Origin of the sequence: Bradyrhizobium liaoningense (genome assembly GCF_018130785.1) — a bacterium.
Classification (GTDB): Bacteria; Pseudomonadota; Alphaproteobacteria; order Rhizobiales; family Xanthobacteraceae; genus Bradyrhizobium; species Bradyrhizobium liaoningense_A.
On record NZ_JAFCJT010000031.1, the window covers coordinates 70365 to 78510 of the forward strand.

An 8146-nucleotide genomic window follows, 5' to 3' on the forward strand; every position below is an offset into this window, starting at 1 on the left:
ACGAAGCCGGCCAGAAGCGCAGCATCGTGACTACGCCCTTCCTTCAGCTCGTCCCAGTCGGCTAAACGCCCGATCAAGACACCGCTTACGAGTTCAAGAAGGTGACGACGAAGAGCCGAAGCGCGCGCTTCCCGTCGAACTACCTCGCGACCGACGGCTAGGGGCAGCCAGGTTTTTTGTCCTGTCGCAATTGAGGGACTGGAAAAGATAAAAGCACGGCATTTTCCAACGCCTGCACGAAACCTCCAAACGACAAGGACGGACGGCACGCGTTGGCACGCGCAACTTCGATTGGTCCAAGGACGACAACTGGTTTAGAAGTCTCTCCGCAGACGCAGCTGGTGGCATTCCTCGCTACAGCATCACGCGGCGCGGCGTGCAATAACGATCGTCTATCGATTTTATGGCGCGAAGTGATTTCCTTTGCCGGCGTTGCAAGGTCATACTAGTCGGTGGCGGATAGCCATGTTTAACACGAACTGGATCTACCCTGAAGATTCAAGTCGGCAGCCTCGCAATCGCTGTCGCTGTAGCCGCCACCGCCTACTGGTCTGCTGTGCCATCAATGGCACGTCGATCAAGGCGGCGGTACCAGCCGTGACGATGGATGCGCTCTCGGTGCGATGGAATTATACCACCTATAACTCGTACCCGGGCTATCCCACCTATGGCTCATATTGCAGCTATCCGACCTATGACTATCCCGGCTTCTCTTACGTCTGGTGGTGACTACAGCTGGTAGCGACGCCAAAGCTTGGCAGCGTGCGGCTCCCTCGTGAGATGGAAGTAGCCATGGAAAAAATGAGGATGCATGCCGAAATGAACAAGCCTGCCGAGCCTCGGCCGGTCAATCCACGGGCTGTCGCATGAGCAATCTGGCGAACTGGCTATACCTTACCGGATCACTGTGCTTTGTTCTTGGTACAGTGATCAACATGCGTCCAGTTTGAGGAAGACCAACATGTATTTGAGAGATTTTAGGCGTTCATCGGTCATGCGTACATCGCTCTTGGGTCGTGTGTCACGAGCATCGCCATGAGTACCGGTGATGTGCAACTGGACGAGAGATGAAGGAGGGCTCTTCGGTTCGGCAATCAGGCGCTGATCTCGAGCCACCGCAAGCTGTTTGCGGTCAAGAGCCGTGATGGTGAGCGTTGCGGAGAAGCCAGGACACGGTTCCGACGGGCACGGTCGAGAGAGGCGAGCGCAAGTAAACCACTGCAGAAGTGTCGAAGAGCGATTTGGGCAATGTCAGAACTTGGGGGGCGCTTCCTTCGGGATCAGCTCGGGGGATGCCTGGGCCGTTCCGAGCGACGTCCGGCATGTAGGCGGCGCGAAGCTCGACCAGACTGTCATATGGAGCGTGAGAGCCTGTGCTCCGTTGCGGCGATGGCGCGAAGGGAGAAACCACAAGCGGCTCCAACCGCAAGGGCGAGAGTACCGCTGCGGAGCCCAGGGTCGGAGCAGCCCGTAGGTGCGAAGAGCCTGCAATGGAGCTGGAGCGAAGGGGCTGCGTTGTTCAGCGTTTCATTAGCTAACTGAAAACGGGAGAACTGTTGGTGGACAAGGCAAAGCCGGGCAAGATCACTAAGCGCTCAAATCTCTGGCGACGCGCCGCCACCGTTCATCAACCGCTGCGGCGGGCTTAAGATCGGAGTTAGATGATCGGTTTGCGCAGCACTTCCTCTCGCTACGGCGCCGGCGCGCAGGCCTTCCATTGGCTGACCGTCTTGCTGGTTCTCGCCGCATATGTGCTCAGTAGGGGCGACGGCTATTCACTCTATTCCGCCGCGGCGGACGGGCTCCGCAGGATTCACGAGATGCTCGGAGTGCTCGTCTTCATTGTCGTCGTGCTGCGGCTGCTATGGCGGCTGATCGACCGCCCGCCGGCGAAGCAACCTGTGTCGCGATGGATGACTGTAGCTGCGAAGCTCGTCCAGTTCACGCTTTATGCGCTCCTCATCGCGATTCCAGCGACGGCGGTGCTCGGTACCTGGCTCGAGGGGATTCCCGTCACCCTTCCCGGATGCGACATCGCCCCCCAGATCGCCAAGGCGCATGGACTGGGGCAGCTGATCATGAAAATACACGCCATTCTCGGCAACGCCATCCTCTGGGTTTCCGGCGTGCATGCAGCGGCGGCTCTCTTCCATCACTTCTATCTTCGCGACGAAGTCTTTCGGTCGATGGCTCCGGGCGCATAAACGATTAGATCGGATTAGTCCCAGCTACTGCGGCGAGGCGTTATTCCTCTGAAGCTGGAGAAGTGCTCGGCAGTATCACTCGGTTTCATGTCGCGCTGCCAAACCCGATAATTGCATTGTTGCACCAACACTCTTCCTGGCTTTTCTAATCATCCCCATCCGAGGCCGCTCGGGACAGCCTCATTTGTTGAGGACGGCGGTGGTACATCATTCCATTTAATCGGAAGCGATTTCGCGTGGAGCTCACATGCTGCGCACCACGTTTGGTGCCGCTATCGCTCGCTTTCTCGAAGATTCGACGGTCGTGGAGGTAATGCTCAACCCCTAACGGGCGATTGTGGAACGACCGGCTGCGGAATGGCTTGGCAGATACAGGAGAAATAGTGCCCCTCCAGGCGGGGAGCCCATCGTCGATTGGTTGCTCACCATGTCGGTGCCGAAGTCCACGCAGTCAGCCCGCGTGTTTCGGCCGAACTGCTGCGGACCGGAGGGCGTTTCGAGGGACTTTTGCCGCCGGTAGCTGCGGCTCCGGTGTTCGCGACACGAATACCTACGGTCGCAGTGTTGACATTGGATGACTGCGTGGCCACAGGCGTTATGACCTCGAGGCAAGCAGCTGCTTTGAAATGCGCGGCCGAAGCGCACAAGAATATTCTTGTGACCGGCGGCACATTCAGAGGCAAGACGACGTTGATCAACGCATTGCGAGCTGAGGTAGACAAGGCTTCAGATCGAGTTGTTCTCATCGAAGACACCAGAGAGCTTCCAATGTCCATGGCATGGTGTTCTCGCCCGAATCTTCGCAATCCGAATAAATCGTAACCGCTGAAATCAATCGCCCCTCTTTCGATCAGCAAGGCCAGATCAGTATCACCCAAAATCCAACGCACGGCGTCGTCGGCGGCCCTGAACTCTACAGCACGGATCAAACGTTACCGATGACGTGACGAGGTTTCCGCACGACTATGGCTGGGCGTTGAGTCAGAGCTCAGCGCTGGTGACGATAAAACTGCTGGCTGCCGTTCATCGTGATCTAAGAGCATATGCCGAAGTGCTAAAACGAGGTGGTCATCCGCTTCCTTGCTAAGCACCCCACACGGTTTCGCGACGGTCGCCGTGCGTTATACCGGGCGCCGCTCGTGACCTTTGGGTGTCGCAGCCGTCAGGCGACCGCCTCGATCACGAGCTCTCTTCCGTTGAAGGAGTTCGCGTCACCGTCGCGCTCGCGCCCCAACTCAGCATAGATCGGGGACTGGGTGGAGATGCCCATAATCTCGTTGCCGTCGCGCACAAACTTGCCTGTCGATACGGCAATAGCAAAAGCCGCCCGTTTAGCTTGACCACTGAGCCTTCCTCGAACGCGCTCTTAGGTCCGTAGTCCATCGTCGCGAGTTTCTCGATTTTGTCGGAGTGCGAGTGAACGGGGTCGTCGAATGATTCGGAGAGGTCGGTCGCGAGCTCTGCTTGCGCTTGCTCGGTCGTCTTCGATCGGCTCACCTCACCGCGTTGAGAACTGAGGTCGTCAGCAAGACCGCAGCGACGAGAACCGAATAGTACCGGTCGGAAAGTCCAGTGAAATGGAAAGCGGTGGGGGCGGTGATGGAGACCACACCTGAAGCGCCATCCATCCAGAGATGCAGCCAATTAGGGATGACCGGGACGGGCCCCGTCGTGTGGTCCGTGAGAACCGGCAGCAGTAGTGTCGCGGCGCGGGTCACCACCGAAATCCACGGCCCGACAGGACCACCTTTGCCTAGCTTCAGCAGGAATGGCGCGACCATCAAGACGATGATCACAGGATAGTCGATTAGGTAGGTGTGGATGGATTTTGCGAAGCGAAAGGGCATGGCGTAACTCCTGCGTGCTGGGCTGCTCGATCGAGTTTTTGGGGCATCGAGAGCAGGGGGCTGCGCACACGAACGGCGGATCGACCGCTTTGTGAACGATAGGCCACGCGTGCTGCCACCAAGTATCGATGAGATGGATAAGGAGAGTATTCCGGCCTGCGCGCCGTTAGAAATGTTAGATCGTTATCGTTTTCATTCTCTCTGGCGCCCGAGTGTAAAGCTTTCCGACGCTAACGCCCCCGTGCAGGAGGTGAGAGCAAGCGATCGAGTAGGAATCTCTTCCATTAGAACGCTCCCGGTTTGTCATCCGAACTGACGCCTGCCCAGCACCCGCGGAGCGAGAGCCTTTCATCCCATCGATTTTTGAGCGAATCTTGCTCTGAGCCCGTGTTCACAGTTCGTCCAAAGTAGCGTGAATCTGCGCATTGTTCTTGCCATGACCCAATTACTCGGGGACGCCGTCCTCTTCGATCTGATACGCACGAAGACGCGTTTCGCTTCTGACCGATGGTTTGAAGGGGCGGTCTCTAGTGCGTCCGGAAGGTTCGAGTGAAGCTGCTGCGGCTCTGTTACCCTGCGTCAAGTGCACCTAACTCGATGGACCGTACATTGGTAGCCTGCATTCCGCATGCGAAGACGGTCAGATGGACATAGGCGAGTCACCAAACGTGCGGGTGGATCTCGCGATGAACGCCGAGCGAACCCTACCGATCTCGCGCGAGGTTTGAACTCTGAAGTCCGCCGCGCGACGTGATGCCATGTCGGCGCATGCGTTCGCTATCGGCGGGTCATTCAATTGCGAAAAGTGCTCCACCCAGGCATTTTTGCAGAAGTCAGACTGCGACATTGAGCGGCGACAGGCGCATGTGTCGGCCAATGGCGGCGAGCGCGAGCGTGACGGCGACGCTACCGACGAACACGAGGCAGCCGCCCAGGCTCGACGCGGCGAGCAACCTTGGTGTTGCCCCGCGCGCAGCCGGCCTTAGGCTCGGAGAACGCTAGGCTGTGATCGGTCAGGATCAGGGACGCGCTGCTCACGACCTAATCCTGAGGTAAGATCGCGCGATTCGCGGCGCGAGCTCATTGAACAGCAGCCCGAAGCCGCGCCGCGGTGTCCATTTTCGGATCGCTCCTTGCAACATCAATCCAACCTCAGGCAAACGTGTTCCCAAGAACCTTTCTCGGGTGCGTCTGGACTTTGGCGCTACGCTCGCATCACATGACATCTCCGAGGATCCTCGGAGATGGTCGTTGCGACCGGGTAAAGTTCAGATCGAGCCAGCCAGCGCAACCACGGGAAAGTCCATCTGGGGATCGAACACGTTATTGAGAAAGTTCGTCAGGGAGTACATGGCCACGAGCGCGACCATCTCGATGACGTGTGCATCCGTGTAGCCGGCATCGCGGACGGCTTTCAGATCGGCGTCACTGACCTTGCCACGGGTCTCGATGACTTTACGCGCAAACTGGATGGCGGCGTCCCGCTTCGGGTCGCTAGCATGGCCTTTCCGAGCGAGAATGATTTCATTGCCCGGCAGCTTGGCCATCTGGTCGGCCGTAAAGCTGTGGACTGTCAGGCAGTAGTTGCAGCCATTCACTTCGGAGACAGCGAGGCCGATGCTGTCACGCGTCTTCACGTCGAGCGCCTTGTTCATGGAGCCGAGCAGGGTGGCCCATGAGTTGAATGCGATTGGGCTTGCCGCAAAGGTCGCCATCGTATTCGGGGTGAACCCGATGTTTTTGCTGAATATATCGAGGGTCGATTTCGAATCGACCGGCACCTGTTCCGGCTTTAGAGCCGCAATTCTGGGCATCACAATCCCCGCAAGTTACTGGTTCACCAATTAAACGAGATCCAACACATCGGCGACAGGACGGCGCGGCTTCTGTGGCCAGTTTCCCGGACGCTGCGCCTCCACGGGCAACAGCATGACCGATACCTCGTCCTTGGTCAGTCCGAACTCGCGGAGCGCTGCGTCGGCATCAAAACCGATCATCGGCGTCGAACCCAAGCCTAGGGAGCGGACCGCATAATTCATCGCCGTCGCCAAAGGTACGTACTGCCTCGTCGCGCTGGCGCTGCGGGTGCCCCATGTACAGGTCGCGCGCGGGGATTTCCCAATCCGACGCCATATTTACCCGCATGATGCCCGCTACCACCACCGACGCCAGGCGCTCTGGCACTGCGCTGGAATCGACCAATTCGTACCAGCTCGCGAATTTTCGCGTCGCTCAAGGTGGCGGCAGTTCATAGTACTTAGCGGCGCTGCGGCTCAGGATGCATTCGATGACCGCGTTGGTCATTGTTATTTCGTTGGTCATGTGATCGACCCCAGCTTGCCCTGGGGTTACCCGATGAAATCCGCGACACTGGTGCACTGGTGCAGGGATACCCATTGGTCGCAGCGCAGGACGAAATTTTCCAATCGCCGGTATGTATAGTTTCCATAAGGGCGGGGAATGCCGCTACGACAGTCCTCGCTGCCATTTGTAAATCATGGCAAATTGGGCAGGCCGGCGATGGCATCACGCCGCGCCGGTAATAACGATTGTCTATCGAGTCTATAACGAGAGGTGATTTCCTTAGTCGAGGTTCGACCACCAAGGTGTGAGATCGCTGTCACAGCAACCCAAAACGAGACCCGCAAATGACCACTCTTAAAAACCAGAGACGGGAGCATGTCGCTACGAGGCGCAGCCGTTTGTAGAGCGTTGTATCCGTGGCGTTATCGATGCAGAACCATGCGCGCGAGAGCTCGGGTGGGAAGCGACCCGCCGGGCGCATGGTGATCGCGGCCTGGGTGCTTGCGTCGTGGATGGCGTTCATCGATGGGACAGCGCTGCCGGAGCTGGGTACCCGACCCGGAATTCCTTCCAGTCATCGCTTTAATAGACGTCTCTTGCGAATGTAGTTTTCATCTGTCGCCTTCTTACAGTTTTCGATACGAGATATTTCGTTGCCGCATGCATCTCGCGGCGAGAAGGCGTGCCTGTCGCCGTTCGCGACCAGAGGTGACGTGACGCCCAAAACATGTGCCTGACAGGCGATGTTGCCAGCTGGAACAGAGGGCGCGGACGGTCAGCCGCACACTCAGGAAAACGACTGGTCAAAGTCTGGACTTACCGCATTCAAGCTTCTACGGAATTCAGTCCGGCTTCGCGATATCGTTTCATCTTTCCTACGACGCCTACCATCTTCCATCGGCCTCCTCTTCGGAAGCGGCGCCTAGTGCTTGGTCTGAACCGCAGCACATCGCGATTTTGGAGCCGCCGACTATTCCTAACGGTTATTCGTCAACGACCACCATTCCAAACTTGAATTGTCGTTTTCCAGAGCGCCCTGTCACCATAAGAAACATACGTGGACCCGCACCGCGAGGGGTACCATTTGGGGGAGAAATTGAATGGACGATGAAGTCTCGAGGGAGCGCCCGGAGAGTATGCCGATCGAAGCCTCCCCAGAGACGTTGAGCGGCTTTCGCACGCTGGACATCCGAACCGACCGGCTGATTTCATCGTGGCTCCGAGAGGCCGGCGTTCCTGGCGGCGCCCTGAAGGCGAACGAACCTGCCCCCGATTTCCTTCTCCCTGAGGCAAATGGAACGCTCGTTTCATCTTTTGAATTGCGACAAGCTGCGCCGTTGATCGTCACCTTCATTTACGGGACTTGGTCTCCATTGTGCGCAGCTGTGCTACGCGCTCTTCACGGAGCCACCTTCGGCTTCCGCGCTATCGGCGCCAGAGCAATTGCCATAACGCCCGAGTCTGGACACTTGCCACGCAGTTTCAAACGGGCTCACCAACTCGATCTGGAAATCCTCTCCGACCTAGATCTCGGGGTAAGCCTTTCGTTCGGACTGTTGTCCGTGGTGCCGGCGCATTTAAAGCGCCGTCTCTTGCGGCGCGGCTTTGATCTCTCCGCGCTCCATGGCTTCTCCTTTTGGACGTTGCCAATACCGGCCACCTATGTCCTCGACCAACGAGGGATCATCCGTCGAGCGTTTGTCGGGCCGGACTTCATCACGGGAGCGACGACCGAAACAGTGCTTGCTGCCCTGTCCGAATCGGATGGGCCCAAGCCTCGCCCTTAGAGCC

4 protein-coding genes and 2 pseudogenes are annotated in these 8146 nt (G+C 58.0%); 3 read left to right on the top strand and 3 right to left on the bottom strand.

All coding sequences use genetic code 11. The features are described from left to right. The first annotated feature begins 1661 nt into the window (after window positions 1-1661). Together JQ627_RS35115 and JQ627_RS35120 are read left to right on the top strand one after the other, a co-directional pair. Window positions 1662-2204: a cytochrome b gene (locus JQ627_RS35115; protein WP_212488910.1), complete on the top strand. Its 543-nt coding sequence runs from the start codon at window positions 1662-1664 to the stop codon at window positions 2202-2204. A gap of 247 nt (window positions 2205-2451) precedes the next feature. After that, window positions 2452-3005: pseudogene (locus JQ627_RS35120) on the top strand (ATPase, T2SS/T4P/T4SS family); the annotation flags it as partial. Window positions 3006-3697: 692 nt separating this feature from the next. On the opposite strand, the gene JQ627_RS35125 reads toward JQ627_RS35120, so the two are convergent. The 3 genes and pseudogenes from JQ627_RS35125 to JQ627_RS35135 all read right to left on the bottom strand — a co-directional run bounded on the left by JQ627_RS35125 (window position 3698) and on the right by JQ627_RS35135 (window position 6355). Beyond that, a complete protein-coding gene (locus JQ627_RS35125; RefSeq protein ID WP_212488911.1) occupies window positions 3698-4051 on the bottom strand; it encodes a hypothetical protein in 354 nt (117 codons plus the stop codon). 1268 nt (window positions 4052-5319) lie between these two features. Next, the gene (locus tag JQ627_RS35130) at window positions 5320-5865 is read right to left on the bottom strand and encodes a carboxymuconolactone decarboxylase family protein (protein ID WP_212488912.1); all 546 of its coding nucleotides are present in this window, start codon (window positions 5863-5865) and stop codon (window positions 5320-5322) included. A 30-nt stretch (window positions 5866-5895) separates the two neighbouring features. Continuing rightward, window positions 5896-6355, bottom strand: a pseudogene (locus JQ627_RS35135) (nitroreductase family protein). A gap of 1100 nt (window positions 6356-7455) precedes the next feature. Between JQ627_RS35135 and JQ627_RS35140 the strand changes: the two are divergent. Next, window positions 7456-8142: a peroxiredoxin-like family protein gene (locus JQ627_RS35140; RefSeq protein WP_212488913.1), complete on the top strand. Its 687-nt coding sequence runs from the start codon at window positions 7456-7458 to the stop codon at window positions 8140-8142. The last annotated feature ends 4 nt before the right edge of the window (window positions 8143-8146 follow it).